The 19,106-nt window shown below is 41.5% G+C and carries 15 protein-coding genes; 5 read left to right on the top strand and 10 right to left on the bottom strand.

Annotated elements, in window-relative coordinates:
* Positions 1-64 precede the first annotated feature (64 nt).
* From PCY08_RS07085 to PCY08_RS07070, 4 genes are all read left to right on the top strand, one after another.
* On the top strand, positions 65-391 hold the full coding sequence (locus PCY08_RS07085) for a PadR family transcriptional regulator (RefSeq protein ID WP_000273853.1): 327 nt from the start codon (positions 65-67) through the stop codon (positions 389-391).
* On the top strand, positions 378-971 hold the full coding sequence (locus PCY08_RS07080; protein WP_251938738.1) for a DUF1700 domain-containing protein: 594 nt from the start codon (positions 378-380) through the stop codon (positions 969-971). Before PCY08_RS07085 ends, PCY08_RS07080 begins: the two co-directional genes overlap by 14 nt.
* Positions 964-1,872 (top strand): DUF4097 family beta strand repeat-containing protein, encoded by a 909-nt coding sequence (locus PCY08_RS07075; RefSeq protein ID WP_301559913.1) that lies wholly within the window; start codon positions 964-966, stop codon positions 1,870-1,872. The genes PCY08_RS07080 and PCY08_RS07075 overlap by 8 nt, the downstream gene beginning before the upstream one ends.
* 88 nt (positions 1,873-1,960) lie before the next feature.
* The gene (locus PCY08_RS07070) at positions 1,961-2,932 is read left to right on the top strand and encodes a DUF6574 domain-containing protein (protein WP_301559912.1); all 972 of its coding nucleotides are present in this window, start codon (positions 1,961-1,963) and stop codon (positions 2,930-2,932) included.
* 157 nt (positions 2,933-3,089) lie between these two features.
* Here PCY08_RS07070 and PCY08_RS07065 read toward each other — a convergent pair whose 3' ends face one another.
* The 10 genes from PCY08_RS07065 to PCY08_RS07020 all read right to left on the bottom strand — a co-directional run bounded on the left by PCY08_RS07065 (position 3,090) and on the right by PCY08_RS07020 (position 16,643).
* A complete protein-coding gene (locus PCY08_RS07065) occupies positions 3,090-3,947 on the bottom strand; it encodes a DUF4299 family protein (protein WP_301559911.1) in 858 nt (285 codons plus the stop codon).
* Between the two features lie 124 nt (positions 3,948-4,071).
* Positions 4,072-5,058, bottom strand: a complete 987-nt coding sequence (locus PCY08_RS07060; protein ID WP_045762442.1) for a rhodanese-related sulfurtransferase — start codon at positions 5,056-5,058, stop codon at positions 4,072-4,074.
* Positions 5,059-5,186: 128 nt separating this feature from the next.
* On the bottom strand, positions 5,187-5,876 hold the full coding sequence (locus PCY08_RS07055; protein ID WP_045762441.1) for a CPBP family intramembrane glutamic endopeptidase: 690 nt from the start codon (positions 5,874-5,876) through the stop codon (positions 5,187-5,189).
* Positions 5,877-6,034: 158 nt separating this feature from the next.
* Positions 6,035-7,522: an ABC transporter substrate-binding protein gene (locus PCY08_RS07050; RefSeq protein WP_301559910.1), complete on the bottom strand. Its 1,488-nt coding sequence runs from the start codon at positions 7,520-7,522 to the stop codon at positions 6,035-6,037.
* 109 nt (positions 7,523-7,631) lie between these two features.
* The gene (locus PCY08_RS07045; protein WP_001074703.1) at positions 7,632-8,552 is read right to left on the bottom strand and encodes a carbohydrate ABC transporter permease; all 921 of its coding nucleotides are present in this window, start codon (positions 8,550-8,552) and stop codon (positions 7,632-7,634) included.
* A gap of 13 nt (positions 8,553-8,565) precedes the next feature.
* Positions 8,566-9,495, bottom strand: a complete 930-nt coding sequence (locus tag PCY08_RS07040) for a sugar ABC transporter permease (RefSeq protein ID WP_301559909.1) — start codon at positions 9,493-9,495, stop codon at positions 8,566-8,568.
* Positions 9,496-9,701: 206 nt separating this feature from the next.
* Positions 9,702-11,582, bottom strand: coding sequence for a beta-N-acetylhexosaminidase (locus PCY08_RS07035; RefSeq protein WP_301559908.1), 1,881 nt, complete (start codon positions 11,580-11,582; stop codon positions 9,702-9,704).
* The gene (locus PCY08_RS07030) at positions 11,576-12,445 is read right to left on the bottom strand and encodes an ROK family protein (protein ID WP_301559907.1); all 870 of its coding nucleotides are present in this window, start codon (positions 12,443-12,445) and stop codon (positions 11,576-11,578) included. The genes PCY08_RS07035 and PCY08_RS07030 overlap by 7 nt, the downstream gene beginning before the upstream one ends.
* 84 nt (positions 12,446-12,529) lie before the next feature.
* Positions 12,530-15,175, bottom strand: coding sequence for an alpha-mannosidase (locus PCY08_RS07025; protein ID WP_301559906.1), 2,646 nt, complete (start codon positions 15,173-15,175; stop codon positions 12,530-12,532).
* Between the two features lie 187 nt (positions 15,176-15,362).
* Positions 15,363-16,643: a glycoside hydrolase family 125 protein gene (locus PCY08_RS07020; protein WP_301559905.1), complete on the bottom strand. Its 1,281-nt coding sequence runs from the start codon at positions 16,641-16,643 to the stop codon at positions 15,363-15,365.
* 171 nt (positions 16,644-16,814) lie between these two features.
* Between PCY08_RS07020 and PCY08_RS07015 the strand changes: the two genes are divergently transcribed.
* A complete protein-coding gene (locus PCY08_RS07015) occupies positions 16,815-18,899 on the top strand; it encodes a GH92 family glycosyl hydrolase (RefSeq protein ID WP_301559904.1) in 2,085 nt (694 codons plus the stop codon).
* Positions 18,900-19,106: the final 207 nt, after the last annotated feature.

Here is a 19,106-nt window from a genome sequence, read left to right as displayed (position 1 = left end):
TGTATGATGTATGTGTAGAATAATTATATATAAAATTTTTACATACTAAAAAAGGAGGTGCCCCATGTATTTTCCAACATCATCGGCCTTGATTGAATTTCTCATCTTGGCCATCCTAGAACAAGGGGATTCCTATGGTTATGAGATTAGCCAAACCATTAAACTCATTGCCAAAATCAAGGAATCTACCCTCTACCCCATCTTGAAAAAACTGGATACCAACCGCTATCTGACTACATACTCTCGCGAATACCAAGGTCGGATGCGCAAGTACTACTCCTTGACAGAAATCGGAGAGGAGCAACTCTTTGTCCTTCGAGAAGAATGGACACTCTACACTGACACTATCAACGGCATCATAGAAGGGAGCATTCGCCATGACAAGAACTGAATATTTGAATCAGCTTGAAGCCTATCTGATGAAGCTACCTCAATCTGATCGTATCGAAGCCATGGACTACTTCAAAGAACTCTTTGATGATGCTGGGCCAGAAGGTGAGGAGGAGCTTATCGCTAGCCTGGGAAGTCCAAAAGAAGCTGCCCATGATGTCCTGACTACACTTCTTGATAAGAAAATCAACGAAGAAAATTCCAGCAAGAACGACCGCCATATTTTACGCATCGCCCTACTAGCCCTTCTTGCAGCTCCTATCGGAATTCCGGTCGGAATTGCTCTTCTCATGGCTATCATCGGGATTTTTATCGCCGCTGTCAGCGTACTTATTGCCTTCTTTGCTGTATCAGCAGCTGGAATGGTCCTCGGAGCTGTTCTCCTATTTGAAAGCTTCTACATTCTGGCTGAATCTACATCTGCTTTTGTGCTGATTTTTGGTGGTGGTTTACTAGCTATCGGAGCTTCATCCCTAGTCTTACTAGCCACTTCTTACGTAACACGTTTCTTTGGATTACTAGTCCTTCGACTCATCCAATGGATTCTTAATAGAGGAAAGAGAGGTGAAAGACATGCGTAAATGGACAAAAGGATTTCTTATCTTTGGTGTTGTCACCAGTATCATTGGTTTTTCCATGATGATCATCGGTATCCAAACAGATGGTGTCAGAAGCCTCCTTGCAATGTCTCAAAATCCAGTATTTGAAAGTCGAATGGAAGAACTCGTTTTTGATCAAGATATTGAAAAACTTAGCATCTCACTAACAGAACATTCGCTCGTCATTACGGAGTCAAACGATGATAAGATTCACATCCAGTATCATCCAACCATCTCTGAAAAAGAAAATCTTCAACACTCTATCAAAGAGAAAAGTCTTGAAATAACTGATACCAAATCAACTACACGTCGCTCTATAGGTTCTAGTATCGAAGGTATCCTCTTTATCGCAAGCGGAATTTCTAGCCGCAATGATGAAGTTGTTCTCTCATTACCAAGAGGAAAAGACTTAAAAAATCTAACTGCCCAGGTAAACCATCGTATCCTTTCAATTGCCAATGCAACACTCAGCAATGCCAAGATTCTGTCAAATGGATATCTCCTTCGTATCACTGATAGCGAGATTAAAAATAGCCAACTGATCACAACTGGAATTGTCAATGTATTTGAAACCAGTCTAACAGATAGCCGCATCCAAGCAGACCATCAACATATCAAGGCAGACGATATCCAAGTGCATGGTCGAGTGGAATTCGAGGCAAGAAAAGATATCTCACTCGAGTTATCTCAAAAGGAACTTGATCGAATCAATGTTGAGTTTTCTGCTGAACATGGTGATATCTATCGTTGGCATCGAGACAGACGTGACATACCTACGGGAGGTAGTAAAGGTGAAGCATTAGCGAACCCTTACAAAACAGAAAAAAAAGATACGCAAGATCTCCTCGTCGCAAAATCGAATCAAAGTATCTATTTCCCATAATAAGATCGCTTGCTTTCTTATAGAAATCATGAATAAAGACAACTAGTAGTTACTACTCAAAAATTAATCAAAAAAAGGGAGGTCTATTATGACTCAAGAATGGTTTGAAAGTGCTGATTTCGAAAAAACAGCCAACAATGATAAAAAAGATAGCCCATCCGACTCACTTCTCCTTGAAGAAGATGCAGAGACAAGAGAAGAGGCGCCAGTAGTTGAGGAAAATCCTCAAGCCAACCCAGAAGATAAGGAAACTAGTGAGGAAACTGTAGAGACTGAAGAGCTCGCTGAAAAATTAGAAAAGATAGACGAGTCAGAAGAACCTGTTAAAGAAGCTTCTCAGAAAAATCAATCTTTGACTAGCAAGTCTTTGGAAAGCCCATTTTTACCAGATTCTGTATCTACAAAAACAGCAGTATTTGCAGTTTTCAAAGAAGAACTGGCTGATCAGTGGGTTTGGCTACAAGGAGCCCTTAAAGAACCGACAGCAAGCATTGATACAGATAAAAAACATAGTTATAATGCCTTTGCCCTGCTGACTATCTTTTCTGCTCTTAGTTTCTTCTGTGCGATTTATCATATCAAGCATAACTACTACGGCCATATGGCGGCTATCAACTCTCATGTCAGCGAGCAGTTCCCTTCACTGAATCTCTTTTCTATCTTCTCCATCTTGGTAGCGACAAGTTTATTCTTCTTTTCTATCCTTATGGGTGGATTTGTAGTTAAACGTTTTGTCAATCAGGACAATGACTGGACGCTGGAAAAATCCTTGCAAGAGTACAGCAGACTCTTCGCCCTTCCTCTCCTGCTCACAGGTATTGCCAGTTTCTTTGCCTTCTTTAATAGTCTACGCTTTGCGGCTCTTCTCTGCCTCATTAGCATTGGTCTGGTACTTCTTGCCAACCTCTATACCATCTCAAGACCAAGTAAAGATAGCCAAACTGATTCCTTCTATCGCCTTCTCTTGGCATTTCTAGTCAACGGTGGTATCCTATTTCTCTTCTTCCTAGCAGAAATGACTCTAGTTTTTGAATATCTACGAATCCTAGCTTTTATGTAAGATAAAGGCAGCGAGATAGAAAGATATTAGTTTTAGGGGATCATTACTATAAAATTTTAGAAACAAAAAAGCGAACAAGACAGAATTCTGATAATCAGAAAACTAATCTTGTCCGCTTTTTAACTTTATATTTGGACTTTTACCCCAAATTTCTTTTTTATCTATTTGCTAAGGCTTCAAAATCTTCTCCTGAAACTGGTCCTACCTCTACTTGGTTGGCATCCAAATCCTGACAAAGTTCCTTTGGAAGAGCTTCTAAAAAGGCTTGGTAATCGAGTCTAGCTACTGCTTCATAGTCTTCAGCTTTTGAACCATCTCCAGATTTTTTCACCAAGTCAATCTCCCAGACAAGGTCCTTACCAGCCAACTGCTCAACATAAGGCACGGGAACAACAGGACCTTTCGGCAAAATTGTCTTAACCCCCTGAGCCAGGTGATAGATGCCGTGGATCTTACCCTCACCATCTGGATAGAATTTAGCACTTGCTGGATATGCATCCGACCCTTGAACCTTTTTGACTAATGCTTCAAAACGTGCCACTCCATCTTCTTCCAAGAAGTTTTCTAAGTCCTTCTTATCAAAGTAAATAGTTGATAGAATTCCTTGGCAGAAGCCCAAACGAGCACCCTTATCAGCTAGATAGCTCTTGACAGTTTCTTGGAAATAGTTTTCCAAATCAAAGTCTGACAATCCTTCAACTGCTTCACCAACCTTGCTAGACAAGGCTTGTAAGAGAGCTTCTACAATCTCCCAGTCAGCTCTTGTAATCAAATCAGGAATGATTACTTGGTAGCCTTTTTGAGCATCTGCATAACGAACTTTAAAGAGAAATTGAGACTTGCCTACGATTCCACACTCGATATACTCAAGGCGATTGAAGGGTTGACGGAGATAGACTGCATCATAGCTATGTGACTCTAAGCCATCTACTAGGGCCAAGACTGACTTAGCTGTTAAAATCTCCTGTTGTCCTAGAATGCTTTCTTTATTTGGAATAAAAAATGTTTTCACCATAAATGGTCTCCTTTGAAATCGTTTACATATAGTATACACCATTTTCCTGAAAGATGCAGAAACAAATTTAAGATTTTTTGGTCAAAAGCATAGAAAAAAACAGCCCCTAAGGACTGTCCTACTTTTATACAACTTCAGAATGATCCAAGTTCTCACCAATCGCTGCTAAACGCTCGATGACTTGATCTTGTGTCAATTCATGTTCTAAAACATAGCGATTGCGTGGGTGAACACGGCATTCGTGTGAGCAGCCACGGAGATATTTATCTTCGTTGTCTTCTGATGCCAAGATACGACGGTTACAGAATGGATTTCCACAGTTGACATAACGTTCACATGGTGTTCCATCAAACCAATCTTTTCCGACGATTGTTGGGTTGACATGGTTGACATCGACTGCAATACGCTCGTCAAAGACGTACATTTTCCCATCCCAAAGCTCTCCTTGAACCTCTGGATCTTTCCCATAAGTGGCAATTCCGCCGTGTAATTGACCGACATCTTTGTAGCCTTCACGGACCATCCAACCTGAGAATTTCTCACAACGGACTCCACCAGTACAGTAAACTACGACACGTTTGTCCATGAATTTTTCCTTGTTATCACGGACCCATTGTGGCAACTCGCGGAAGTTGCGGATGTCTGGACGGATAGCACCACGGAAATGGCCAAGATCGTACTCGTAGTCATTACGAGTATCAAGGACAACTGTATCTTCGTCTAGAAGAGCTTCTTTAAATTCCTTTGGAGACAAGTAAGCACCTGTTGTTTCAAGTGGGTCGATGTCGTTGTCAAAGTTATCATCCTCTAAGCCAAGGTGGACAATCTCTTTCTTGTAGCGAACAAACATCTTCTTGAAGGCTTGCTCACTTTCTTCGTCAATCTTGAACCAGAGATCTTCCATACCTGGAAGGCTGTGAACATAGTCCATGTATTTTTGGGTTGTTTCGTAGTCACCAGAAACAGTCCCGTTGATCCCTTCGTCAGCCACTAGGATACGACCTTTGAGGCCGATTGATTTACAGAAAGCCAAGTGGTCAGCCGCAAATTGTTCTGCGTTTTCAATTGGGACATATTTATAGTAAAGTAAAACTCGAATATCTTTTGACATTTGCTTCTCTTTTCTAAGATTAAATTATCAGAATTTTTCATTCAACTATACCAGTATACTCTCCCAAGAAAGCGAATGCAATTTATTTGACTGAAAATTGAAAACAAGACCCAGTTTCAGATCTTGTTTCAGCTAAATATTCGCTGAAAAAAGGTTAGCAAAAACGGCAAGGTAGCTACGATATTATTCATAACATGAACTGCATAGCCAGGATAGATACTCTTGGTATAGCGAGTTAAACCCGCACAAAACACTCCAAATGTCGAAAAAACAAGAATATCTAGGAAATTGGGAAAGCTTGAAAAGTGAGGAAGAGCAAACAAAACCGAAGGAAGAATCAGGTCAAGCCCAAATTTCGAATCTTTAAAAAAGGCATGTTGGAACAAGCCCCTATATATCAACTCTTCCATCAGAGGACCTAGGAAAAATAAGGTCAAGTAGAGACCCAATTCGGCAAAATTTGTCTCACTGTAGCCGATCAACACAGCCCACCCTTCAGAAGTTGATTGTACATGTCTAGCTGTTTGGAAATTAAAAGATATGGAAAGTACAGTTACAAGAATCGTCAAAACTGTATACCACAACCATTTTTTCTTAGGAATGACAAAAAGATAACCATGGTCTGTCTTGATTAAAATCCCTATCATGATGCCAATAAAGACTAGACTAACAAGATTTCGTATCCAGAAAAAATTACCAATCTGAGAAGAAAATTGCCAGTAATTTTGGATCATAAGCGTCAACTGAGAAAGCCCATATACGAAAAATAAGTAGGATAAGATTGTACTAGTTTTGAAAATAAGATGGTATTTTTTCATATGTCTATAACCCATGTTACATGTAAGAGCAAATTTCTGATTTCAAACGCAGATAATTATATGCATTTATTATAAAAAGAATCACCACCTTATCTAGAAGACTCTAGACAAGGCAGTGATTGCAATTTTTAGGAATGAATACACGAAATCAATTATTCTTATGATTTTTTGCTTTTCAAGAATTCGTCGTATTGTTTTTGCATTTCATCCAATACTTTTTGGTAAGCACCTTCAGATTTAAGTTTTTCCATCAATTCTGGAATAGCTTTTTCTGGGTCTACAGTACCAGTGTTGATAGCTGTATCGAATTGTTGCATAGTGTTAGTGATAGCTGAGATTTCAGATTTCACATTGTCAGTGTTAAAGATGAATCCAAGCGCTGGAGATTCTTTTGCAGTTTCCAAGTCTTTCTTAGATTGTGCAATTTGTTCATCTGTAACGTTTTCGTTGATGTAAAGGATCCAGTTGTTACCAGTGTTCCATCCTGACATGTGAGTGTTTCCTTTGTATCCATCAAGGACTTTAACACGGTTTTCTTTACCTGCAACTTTTTCCCAGTTCTTGCCTTCTGGTCCATAAACAAGTCCGTTCAAGAGTTCTGGGTTAGTGTTCAAGAGGTTCAACACTTCCATTGCTTTTTCTTTGTTCTTAGAGTTGTTTGAGATTACAAAGTTTGCAACTTGAGTTGTTTGGTTTTTCTTGATGAAGTTAGTAAATGGTTTGATTTGGATGTCTCTGTTAGCAACACGAGAAAGCAAGCTGCTACCGTAGTCAGCTGGTCCTACTGTTTCTTCGCGAACAAGCCAAGTATCTTGAGTAAGGTCATATGAAGTTTCGCTTGTTGCTACGTCTTTTGGAATGTATCCTGCTTCATAGTATTTGTGCATAGTCTTCAAGTGTTCTACGAAACGAGGAACTTCGTAACGGTTTACGATCTTAGTAGTGTCGCCTTCAAGGTCGATGACAAATGGAAGACCATTTGCAACTGGGTAGTCAAAGTTATCTGATGGGATAAAGTTTTTACCAACAGCGAATGGCATTACATCTGGAGCTTTTTCTTTGATTTGTTTCAATACTGGTTCAAGTGTTTCGTATGAAGTTACACCTGAGATATCGATTCCATATTTTTCAAGAAGTGGGCCGTTGAAGGCAAAGTTTTGTGAAGATGCAACGTTGGCTGCAACTGGAACTGCATAGATCTTACCATTTACAGTGTTACCTTTGATGTAAGCTGGGTCAAGAGCTTTGTAAAGGTCAGCTCCTTCTTTCTTGTACAATTCTGTCAAGTCAGCATAAGCACCTTTTTGAGCGTTTACGACATAGTTATCTGCAAAGGCGATATCATAGTTTTCACCTGATGAAGTGATAACTGACATTTTCTTGCTGTAGTCACCCCAACCAAGGTATTGGATATCCAATTTAGCGCCAACTTTTTCTCCGATGATTTTGTTTGCATTTTCTAGCAATTCATCCAAGTTATCTGGTTTGTCACCGATTTGGTACATTTTGATAACAGTTGTATCACCTGATGATGATGATTCAGCAGCTTTTTGGTTATTTCCTTTAAGGTTTCCACAAGCAGCAAGGCTAGCAGCTAAAGCGACAAGGCTAGCAGATGCAAAAGCATATTTTTTCCAGTTTTTCATTATAAAAACTCCTTTTTTTATTTTTAAAGTTATTAACAAAATTAAATTGTTGATTTTCCTTTGTCAGAAAAATCAGAGTTAGAGAAGAAACAATGTTTCTTAGACTTCCTTACTCTTTAACACCACCGATAGTCAAACCTTTTACAAAGTAACGTTGGAAGAATGGGTAGAGGATCGCAATCGGAACAGTCGCAACTACGACCATGGCCATACGACCTGTTTCTTTTGGTAGGGCAACTGCAAGCTGTCCTGACATACCAACTGACTTAGCAATGTAATCCATGTTGTTTTGAATTTGCATGAGCAAATATTGCAATGGATACAAGTTATCACTCTTGATGTAAAGAAGGGCGTTAAACCAGTCATTCCAGAATCCAAGCGCTGTCAATAGTGTAATCGTTGCGATACCTGGTAGTGACAGTGGCAAACAGATTTGGAAGAAGATACGAGCTTCACTAGCTCCATCGATACGAGCTGATTCGAGGATTGCTTCTGGGATGGTCTTCTTGAAGAAGGAACGCATCAACATGATGTTGAATGGTGATAGAAGCATTGGAACAATCAAGGCCCAAATAGTATCACCAAGGTGAAGCAATTGAGTCACCACGATATAGCCTGGTACCAAACCAGCATTGAACAACATACTAAGAAGAGCGAAGATTGTAAAGAATTTACGATACTTAAATGTTGAACGTGAGATGGCATAGGCGTAAGTTGTAGTGATAAAGACGTTTGTCAATGTACCGACAACTGTCACAAATACTGAGATAAAGAGCGCTTGTAAAATCTTATCTTTGAACTGAGCCAAAAACTCAAAACCATCTAATCCAAACTGTGATGGGAAGAAGCTATATCCATATTGAACGATACTCTTCTCATCTGTAATTGAGATAATGATGACAAAGATGAAAGGCAAGATACAAGAGAAGGCCAGCAAACCAGAAATGATACTAAAGAAGATATCTGCTTTCTTGCTGAAGGAGTGTATGCCAACATTATCAATTTTTTCTTTTTGAATTTTTTTTGCCATATGCTCCTCCTTTCTAGAATAGTGCTGAGTTAGGATCAACACGTCTTGCAAATAAGTTTGATAGGATAACCAGAATCAAACCGACGACTGACTGATAGAGACCAGCTGCTGAAGCCATACCGATGTCTGCTGTCTGTGTCAAACCATTAAAGACATAGACGTCCAATACGTTTGTTACGCTATAGAGCTGACCAGCGTTGTGAGGGATTTGATAGAAGAGACCGAAGTCTGCACGGAAGATGTTTCCGACTGCAAGGATGGTCAATACTGTCACAAGTGGTGTCAACTGAGGGATGGTTACGTTGCGGATACGTTGCCATTTGCTAGCACCGTCCACTGTCGCTGCTTCGTAGTAAGTTGGGTCAATACCCATGATTGTAGCGTAGTACATAACACTACTGTATCCGAAGCCTTTCCAGATACCTAGGAAAAGGAGGAGGTAAGGCCAGATACTGATGTCTGCGTAGAAGTTAATACCCTTCATCCCGAGAGCTTCTAAGGTGTGATTGATAAGCCCTTTATCGATATTTAGGAAAGCATCTGTAAAGAAACTGATGATAACCCAAGATAGGAAGTACGGGAATAACATAGAAGTTTGGTAGATTTTAACCATTTGCTTAGAGCGAAGTTCACTAAGGATAATGGCAATCCCAACCGATACGATCAAACCGATAAAGATAAATCCAAGGTTGTAAAGGACAGTGTTTCGAGTGATGACAAAGGCATCTTTTGAACTAAATAAGAATCTGAAGTTATCTAGTCCAACCCATTTACTATTTATAATACTGTGGACGAATCCTTCACCAGTCATATGGTAGTCTTTGAAGGCAACCACATTTCCAAATACTGGGATGTAGAAGAATAAGATCAACCAAAGTGTCCCTGGTAAAACCATTAAGAGAAATATCCAATTATCTCTCAAAGTTTTTGAAAACTTGTTCATAATTTCCTCCCTTTTTATTTTTCTAAAACTTGATAATCTCACAATTTTTAGACTTGATAACGTTTACAAAAATAGTATACTCTTATTTTAAGGATAGTTTAAACTACTAATTATAGAAAAAACTCCACAAATTATTTTATGTGGAGAACTTTTTTTATAATAAGAAGTGTGTTTCACGAGAAACTTTCTTCCTGAATAGAGTTTTTCTAGGTCGTATAAATGGTCGAAGCTGTCGCAATGGTGTGCCATTGGTTAGCTGTTGTTGCTGCGAAGTCCTTGTCTCCGTAGAAATCATTGAATGGCAAGATGTCTACTTCTAGTTCTTCGATGCGGTCAATTTGACCAGCAAGATAAGCCTCAATACGACTTTCTGCTCGCTTGATCCGCTGCAAGAGTCCACCCATACGGATGTCCACTGTATCCAAGCCAAAGACCTTGTTCTCTTTTAGCCATTGTTGGCTAAAGAGCTTGTGGAAGTTTTCAATCTCGCTTCGGAGTTTTGGTAATTCTTCTCTAGCAATTTGTTGCAAGCTCTCTTTATCGCCTGCTTGATAGGCTTGACGGATGCGTCGTCCCACATCGACTTTACTACTTAAAATAGCATTCAACTGAGCCTGAGTTTCAAAGAGATAGGCGTAGATACCTGCTTTTTCTTTGATTTCAGCAAGAATCTCAGCTGCCTGGGCAAAGTGAGGCTTGTCCTGTTCAGGAGTCATGTGCTTGTCAAGAATTGGGCAGAGAATATCTTGATAGAAGACATAGCGGTTGGGGTTGATACCATGTATATTACCTGGTAGGTCTGGCAAGAGGTTAGCCAAGTCAAGCTGCATAAAGTCCTCAACGGATAGACCTACATTGGTATTGAAGTGAGCTGACAAATACTCTAAATCATTGCGGTAGCTGAGTTCCGCCCAGATTTGTAAACTTGGGAGAATTGAGAACTGGGCTGTTTCCCCACCATTATCTGCCCAGCCAGTCACGATGACTTCCCTAATCTGGTTGGCACGGCAGGCTTTGTTTGCTTCAAGAGCAATGAGACGGCTGAAATGGTTATGAGGTGTAAAGCCAATCCACTTCCAAGCACCACCTGCAAAGACGATATCCTGGCTAATCTTGTGGTGGTTACTAAAGTTACGATTGTATTTTTCTTCGCTATCTTGATAATAATCCCAGTAAACCAAGGTAACACGGTCTTTGAGACGATCTAAGTAAACACGAGTTTCTTCTGGAATTTCTACATCACGGTCGTACTGGCCGTCTGCTGACATGAGTTTGAAGAACATATCGCTCCACATCTGGCAGTGGAAACCGTATTTGTCTGCAATATCCAGCACGCGCTCCAAGTGTTGGCACATGAGGAGGCTACGGTCCACAATACCGTTCAAGATAAGGTAGCGTCCCAAACCAACCAAGTGGGCTTCATCCATCCCGATGTTGACCTTGCGAGTTTGTAGTTTAGATAACGTCGCAAACATACCGTCAATCAGGTCGTAGACTTTTTCTTCACCGATGAGGAGGATATCTTCTACATCGCGGAGTTGCTGCACTTCCTTGACACCCCATTTGACAAAGGCTGATAAGTGAGCCAAGGTTTGGATGCAGGGGACAAAAGTCATGTCAAACTGCTGGGCGTAGGCTTCAATTTCCTGTAACTCTTCAGCTGAGTATGCCCCACGGAAATAGCCAAAGTAAGGCTGCCCCTCAATCTGATAGGTGTCTTCCATATAGAGCTCAAAGGTTGAATAACCCATGAGAGCCAAGACTTCAATCATCTGTTTGGCAGATGCGACATTGAGCACGGCATTGCGCGAACAGTCCGCCATATAGGCTAAATCTTCATAGGCCGCCTGCTCTTCAATCTCTACCTTGTCCCCTTCTGCTAAAGCTGTTGCGAGAACCGACAAGGCGCGATAGAGTTGGTGAGGTTTGTCATAAGTCAATTGATACTTTCCGCCCTCACCCTTGATAGAGATAGAGGCTTGATCAGACTGAGCGACTGCCACTTCTACATCTGGTAGGGAAATGTGATTTTTTAATACTTCAATAGCTTGTGCTTGTTTGGAACTAAGTCCTGTAAAAATTACCATTGGTTCTCCTCCTGTAACCAGTTGACAAGAGCACCGTAGAGATTGGCATCTGCCTGATAGGTGCAGGCTTGGATGACTGGCGCAATTGTATACTCTTCATATCTTTCCACAAAGACGTCTACCGCTTTTTGCACCCCTTTGATAAAATCTGGGTTCTGACTGATAGAGCCACCCAGACTAATGACATCTGGATCGATGAGATACTGGATATTGAGTAGCCCTTGAGCTAGGTTACGATTCATGCGCTCAATGGCTTTTTGGCAAAGGGCGTTTCCTGCTGCAGCCTCTTGGTAAACCTTGCGCCCATCCCAGTCAGACTGACCTGATTTTTCAATCACATAACGAACCATGTTTCCTGTAGAAGCGAGTTGCGACCAGTTGTTGAGTTTTTCTGCTGGTTCGATGGTGGTCATGTAGCCAAACTCACCGCCCAAACCATGGCGACCACGGTGTAGCTTGCCATTGATGATCATAGCCCCACCGATTCCTGTACCAATCACAACACAGGCTGCATTTTCAATCTCAGGATGAGCAAGCAGTTCACTCAGTCCAACACAGTTAGCATCATTTTCTAGATGGACAGGAAGCTTGTGATGAGCAAGCGCCTCATACCATGAAAAACCATGGATGTATGGAATGGCGCTGATCCCCTCAATCACCCCTGTTTCTTGATTAACTGCACCTGGCACACTCATGGCAATCCCACGATAGTCTTGTTCTGACAAACGTTGGTCCAACCAAGCTAGCAAATCTTCTAGAGTCTCTGGAGTTGGTGTGCTAGTCTTATCTAAAATCTTTCCATCAGGAGTTAGACTGGCAAACTTAATCCCAGTCCCTCCAATATCAATGGTTGCAAGGGTCATTTCTTTCACCTGTAAAAAGGAGCGAATCAGCAGTTGGTTCTTACTTTTTCGCTCCTCCTTTCTGTTTATGTTTTCTTTTTGAAATTAAATTTCTTCTTTTTTAATCAATTCTGTACGAATTTCCTGTGGTGCCAATAGTCCTGAATGAACTGGATATGGGCGTTCTAGCAAATCAAGAATAGTTTGTTGTTTTTCAGACACGCGAACATTTTCTTGACTCATATTGTAGTAACGAAGGACGTATCCTTCTTCATTTTCAGCAACTTTAAAGGCTGTTGGGCAGACTTGTGGCAAGTTGAGGGCTGCATGGTTGAAGAGACTACCTGTTGCAGCAACGCTACCTTCTTGTTTTGCAACTTGAAGGGCTGTAAATGGCACCTGGAAGGCTTTGGCACGACGGAAGGCTGAGAAACGTTCGCCTGCTTGATGGAATTCTACTGCAAACTCAACTTCAATATCACGCAAGCACTGGGCTTCTGGTGTTGGGAAGTAGCCCCAGTCACCTAGCTCACCTGAAGCACGGAGAAGGGTTACAGCCATGGTATCGTCCTCAAGGATTTCGTATTCGTGCAATCCTTTATTGGCTACTGTCACCCCTTTTACATCATCATACAAGCTAACAAAGGCTTGTTGGTGTTGTGGATTTTCAGGATTTTCCCAAGAAGCTGCTGGTTTATTTGGTCTTGTCACAACTTCATAAATGCTTTCAGAATCATTGCTTGGACAAGTATTATGAGTTTTTACCAAGAGGCGAATGCGGTGGTCTTTGGCTGTATTTGTAAAGCGCGTCTTGAAGCGAATCTGTGGATTGTCCACAAAGACAGTCATCTCAGTTTCAAGAGGAATAGTTGTCAATTCTTCTGAACGTCCTGCATCTCGTTTCATGAACTCAATAATGCCTCTTTGTTCAGCATCCAATTTTTCATCTGCGCTAACTGGAATGGTCAAGTCATGTTTGAGCAAGACCTTAGCATAGCGAGCATTGTTTTCCAGAACTTCATAGCCTTTCAGTTGAGCAAAAATTGGCTCAGTTCCTTTTGGTTGGAAGTAGATGTACTCGTTACCGATATCTCCGCGATCCTCGAATTGGATAAAGTCTTCGTAAGCTTCATTTGTAGTCTTGTCGTAGACTGTGATTCCTTCGTCTACACTAAGAGTCACGAATGGTGTATCAATGACTCCATTTTGGAAGATGCCGTCGCTGTGTTCTGCTACCCCTTCCACCAATTGGAAACTTGCCCAAGAAAGTGGTGCAAGGTGAATTGGAATTGTCACACGCACTTGACGAGCGATATAAGGCTGACGGAATTTATCCTTAGGCAAAGTATAGCCAAAACTTGCTCCCAAGTCTTCAATCTTGGCTTCAATGACATGACCATCCAAATCTTCAACGTGATACTCTGGCAAGGTCACAGCTGCCATTTTCTTGAAGCCCTCTGTCGGGTGCAATTCCTTAAATGGACAGACCGCTACATCGACAATCGTGCTGACGGTATCCACTTTATCATGCAAAGCTGTATTGATAACAGTGAAAAGATGCTCACTTTGTGCTTCCTGAGTTGCTATTTTGTGTTTCCACTCATTGAGAAGATTTGTTTTGACGAAGTTTCCAACTTGGTTGACCTTGGCAAAGCGAGTTTCCATTTCACGGTGAACTTCGTCAATACTACATCCACAGATACTATCATGTGGTGCATTTTGCAAAAGCACTTTCCAAGCATAAGTTAATTGATCCTTGTGGTTGTATCCACCAGTGATGATGGTCAAAGGTTCCACTACTTGCTCCAGCAAATTGCTGTTTTCTTGGAAGGCTTGTTTGAGATAAACACGTGAAGAAGAGGTATTGGCAAGGGTGTACCAACCATCCGTTTCCTGGCTAGTCAACTCACCTGTAACTGTTGATAGGTGTTCAGGAAGTGCACTTTCGACAGCTTGAACGTATTCATCAAAGGAGCTGTGAACAAAGGTCACGTCAGGGAAAAGTTCGTTGGCCACACGAATAGCTTCACTCAAATTTCGTTGAACTGGTTGGTGGTCACATCCGTTCATCATCAACCATTGGTTAGTAGAAGCATAGTCACGAACGTCTGCTAATTTTTGCTTCCAGAAAGTCAAAGCCTCGTCTTTATCCACTGGAATTTCGTTCCCGTTACTGTACCAATTGGCAAAGAGAATACCGAGTACACGGCTACCATCCGCACCCTGCCAGTACATTTCAGAAAATTGAGAGGTAAACTGCTCATCTTCGAGGACTTGGTTGTCAAATCCGATTGGTTTAACACCGCGACCAAAGGCTGCTACGTGGATACCTGATTTTTGAAGGATTTGAGGTGCTTGCCCCATATTTCCAAAGGTATCAGGGAAGTAACCAATCTGAGTAGATTTGCCCCATTTAGCGCATTCAGCCTGACCAATCAAGGTATTGCGGACATTGGCTTCACTGGAGATCAAGTAATCATCCTGCAAGATATAGAAAGGACCAATCTTGAGCTTGCCTTCGTCAATATAACGCTGCACCTTGTCACGGTTTTCAGGACGAATTTCTAAATAGTCATCGAGGACAATGGTTTGTCCATCCAAGTGGAAGCTCTTGAATTCAGGGTCATTTTCAAAAAGATCAAAAAGATTGTCAAAAAGTTCCACCAATTGCATACGGTGACTTTCAAACGGTAGATACCACTCACGATCCCAGTGGCTGTGAGAGATAATATGTACAACAACATTTTCCATGAAGTAAAACCTCATTCTAACTTAAATTTAAAAATAGATTTGTGATTCTTTACAAGAATCAGTGAAGCGAAGGCGAGTTCCTTATACTCAATGAAAATCAAAGAGCAAACTAGGAAGCTAGCCGCAGGCTGTACTTGAGTACGGCAAGGCGAAGCTGACGTGGTTTGAATTTGATTTTCGAAGAGTATTAGCGAATATCTAGGTAATCCAAGACCAATTCGCAGAACATCATGTTGGCCCATGAGAACCATTCGCGTGAGTAGAGGGTCGGATCATCTACGTGGAAGCTTTCGTGCATCACACCTGTTCCGCCATCGCAGGCAACTAGTTGGTCTAGCAAGTATTTTTTCTCAGCTTTATCTGTAGCTGTCAATCCTTGGATTGATAGGGCAATCGGCCAGATATAACGATAGAAGGTATGAGAACTTCCAAGCCCGCTTGCGTATTCCCCTTGGTAGAAGTAAGGATTTTCAGGACTAAGAATGGTGCGACGAGTAGCTTGATACACTTCGTCATTGACATCACAATAGCCCAGATACGGAGCAGCTAGTAAACTTGGCACGTTAGGATCGTCCATGATACTAGCATTTCCTAAACCATCTACCTCAAAGGCATAAATCTTTTCACCCTTGCTGTTAGTAGTGTAGGCGTAATTTTCGATTCCTTCTTGAATCTCAGCTTGCAGGCGTTTTGCATCTGCAATGATACTCTCGCTATCGGCTAGATTCAACTCTGCAAAGATTTCTTGGACATAACCCAAAACAACCACTGCAAACATATTTGAAGGAATCAAATAGCTATACTGACAGCAGTCATCGCTTGGACGGAAGGCTGACCAGGTCATCCCTGTCACGGCAAAGTCAGGACCAAAGCCGTCATTTACCAAAGTGTCTTCCTTACGGTCAGTATCACGAACAAAGCGATAAGGAGAGTTCTTGTGGTCTTGCTCAACGGTCCAGAGATGAAGAATTTCCTTAGTCGCTGTGACAAAGGTTTCATCAAATTGGCTAGTCTCACCTGTTTCTTTCCACAGAAGATAAGCCAACTGCAAGGGATAGCAAAGTGAGTCTACTTCATACTTACGTTCCCAAATCCAGCCATTGAGGTCTGTATGGTCTGTCTCGTGATGACCCTTCCAGTTCTCCTCAATATTGAAAGAGTTGGCATAGGGATCCTTGAGAATCAAAGTCATCTGGCGTTTAACCAAGCCAGCAATGGTCTGGCGCAAACGAGGGTCTCTTTTTGCCACATGAAGGTATGGTCTAAGCTGAGCAGTTGAATCACGGAGCCACATAGCTGGGATATCTCCAGTCAGTACAAAGGTCGATCCGTCTTCTAAGATTTCAACTGTATTGTCTAAAGTGTCTGTATAGCAACGTTCAAAGACATCTACCCATTCAGGATGATCTTTAGCACGCTCTGCCACCTCATCTAGCCACTCTCTGACAATTTCTTTTGAATATACCATAAACTATTTTGCCTCTTTCAAACAGATTTTCATTTTCAGTATATAGCTTTTAGTCCAGAAAATATATACACAAATGTTAGTCATTATTCTACAAAATTGTTATATTTTGAAGTCGCTTTCTAAAAGTCTCCTTTTTCTGATATAATGTAGAAAACTACTGAAGGAACTGCTATGAAACCTATACTTGAAACTATCGATACCCGCTTTGGAACAGCAAGTAAACATGCTTTTTCACGAGGAAACACCCTACCTTACACAGGAGTTCCTTTTGGGATGAATTACTTTGTACCCCAGACTAGTGACCAGGAAGGATCTTGGTTCTTTGATCCCCATCTTCCTATCTTTCAGGGTATTCGACTAACCCATCAGCCTAGTCCCTGGATTGGTGACTACTCCTGGCTCTTGCTGACACCAATTACAGGAGAAATCAGCGGCGATACTCTCTTTCATCGTCAATCTTCTTATAATCTTGAACGTGCTATTTTTAATCCTCATTTTCTAAAGATTTTTTCTGAGCGTTATCAGATTGAAACGCAGCTAAATCCTACTTGCTATGGGGCTTCTATTCAACTAAGACAGATACAAGGCAAGGAGCTCTCACTCTATCTGCATGCAGCTGATGATTTATCATTAGAGCAAGTAGATGAGCGTACTGTCAGCCTTGGTCAAAGCGGATTAACCGAAACCAACAAAAGTCCCCTCGTCATGTTTACTGCTCTCGCATTCTCTACGGATATTCTATCTATCAATCAAGTGGGGCAAGACTGGCGTATCGACTTGGCTGGAGCAGAAGCTCTAGTTCAACTAGCTACTTCTTTTATTTCTAAAGAACAGGCCCTCTTTAATCTGCCTAGGAAAGACTTTGAAGAAACGAAAACAGAGGCCAAAGAAAGTTGGGAAAACCTTCTAGGTCGTTTTGATATCGTGGAAACCGGCCCTGTAGATCGAACATTTTTTGATCACTGCCTTTATAGACTCTTTCTCTTCCCGCAAACCTTTTATGAAGTGAGTGAACAGGGAGAAGAGATTCATATAGACCTTGCTTCAGGAACAATTAAACCAGGTCTTCTCTTTACCAACAATGGTTTTTGGGATACCTTCCGCACTTCTTTCCCACTCTTTGCCTTGATTATTCCGGAATACTATCGCCAATTTCTTGAGGGCTTCCTTAATAGCTATCGAGATACTGGGTATCTCCCTAAATGGCTGGCGCCTGACGAACGAGGCATGATGCCTGGTACTTTGATCGATGGTCTTATTGCAGATAGTGCTTGTAAAGATATGGCGCCTGATCTTGAAGAAGAATTTCTCAAAGCTATGCTTGAAACTGCGACCAAGGCAGATCCAAAAGCTATCAATGGACGACACGGTCTGGCCCAATACCAAGAGCTAGGCTACCTATCCACAGACTATCATGAAAGTGTCAGCCACACGCTAGACTATGCCTACAGTGATTTTTGCATCTCTACTTGCGCAGCAAAATTAGGTCAAGAAGAGCTAGCCCAAACCTATTCCCAATATGCTAAGAATTATCAAAACCTCTTTGACTCTGAGACAGGATACATGAGGGCGCGTGATGTAGATGGCAACTTCCGTCCTGACTTTTCTCCTTATAGTTGGGGCCGTGATTATGCTGAGTGTTCAGCCATCCAAGCCAGTCTCGGTGTCTTGCATAATATTTCTGGACTGAGCCAGCTAATGGGTGGGAAAGAAGCCTTTAGCAACTATCTTTTGAAAGCTTGTCAAAGTCTCCCACTCTTTGAAACGACGGGTTATGGATATGAAATTCATGAGATGAGTGAAATGGCAACAGCGCCATTTGGGCAACTAGCCATTTCAAACCAACCAAGTTTCCACATCCCTTATCTGTTCCGCTACAGTAATTATCCCCAATATACCAGTCTCTTAATCAAGACCCTCCGTCAAAAAGCCTTCCGAGCTAGCTGGGATGCCTATCCAGGTGATGAGGATAACGGAAGCCTCTCTGCTTGGTATGTCTGGGCTGCTATCGGACTTTACCCAACCTGCCCAGGAAAAGCAAGCTATGATCTTGGAATTCCGCTCTTTGATCACCTTCGTGTCTATCTGACAGAAAAAAACCAGTGGTTGGATGTTCGTACTCAGCAAAATCATGAACACTTCCACTTTGTACAAGACTGTCATCTTGACGGAAAAGAAGTTCAGAGTATTGGTCACCAGGATTTGCTAAACGCCCAAAATCTCAACTTTACACTCAGCTGGTTACCAAATCACTAATAGTTCAAATCCCTTTGTCTTGTACAAGGGGATTTTCTGATTTATACCAAATCCTCCACAAAGTTATCCACAGATTGTGTATAACTTTCAATCAACTTTCAAATCAATTTCATGTACTTCCAAACGATTTCTCTCAACCATTTTTTTGACATTCTAAAGTAAAACACCCTCAATATCCTGTTCTATCAGTTTTTATAACCGACTAGC

The organism is Streptococcus sp. SO4 (assembly GCF_030440055.1).
Classification (GTDB): Bacteria; Bacillota; Bacilli; order Lactobacillales; family Streptococcaceae; genus Streptococcus; species Streptococcus nidrosiense.
Note: the sequence above shows the minus strand (reverse complement) of the source record. Positions and strands in the feature narration are given on the sequence as shown.